This is a genomic window from Psychrobacter sp. TB55-MNA-CIBAN-0194 (assembly GCF_040309505.1).
Lineage (GTDB): Bacteria > Pseudomonadota > Gammaproteobacteria > Pseudomonadales > Moraxellaceae > Psychrobacter > Psychrobacter fozii.
In genome coordinates, this window is record NZ_JBEOOW010000037.1 from 1 (window position 1) to 456 (window position 456).

Genomic DNA, 456 nt, shown 5'->3' on the forward strand with positions numbered 1-456 from the left:
GTAATTGATAAAATAAAATGCAGTCATTATGTAAACTTATATAAACCTACGATGATAAAGTCAGATTGAATTTATTTTTTATTATTTATATCAATGACTTAAATTAATATCAGCTTATTATCGCAAGTGACTATTCATAACAAATAAAGCAAGCATTCGAGTCATAACAAATAAAACAAGCATTTGAGGACAGTATTATGGTGAACGTCGCAATAATTCAACAAACCCACCATCAAAAAATCGTAAACGTCGCTGTCGCTGTTATTCATTATCAGGCACAGTATTTGCTCGGATTTCGAGAGGCGGCCCAACATCAGGGCAACCGTTATGAGTTTGTAGGCGGAAAGATAGACGCTCATGAAACAGCAAAACAAGGGCTGATACGAGAAGTTGCCGAAGAGACAGGCATCAATATTGCTAATAATACGGCAGTTAAACTGGGTCGATTGCATCATG

1 protein-coding gene is annotated in these 456 nt (G+C 36.0%); it reads left to right on the top strand.

Annotation, left to right across the window (positions count from 1 at the left end; all coding sequences use genetic code 11):
- Positions 1–197 precede the first annotated feature (197 nt).
- The coding region (locus tag AAEY75_RS14145; RefSeq protein WP_352259916.1) for an NUDIX domain-containing protein at positions 198–456 on the top strand (259 nt) is incomplete at its 3' end.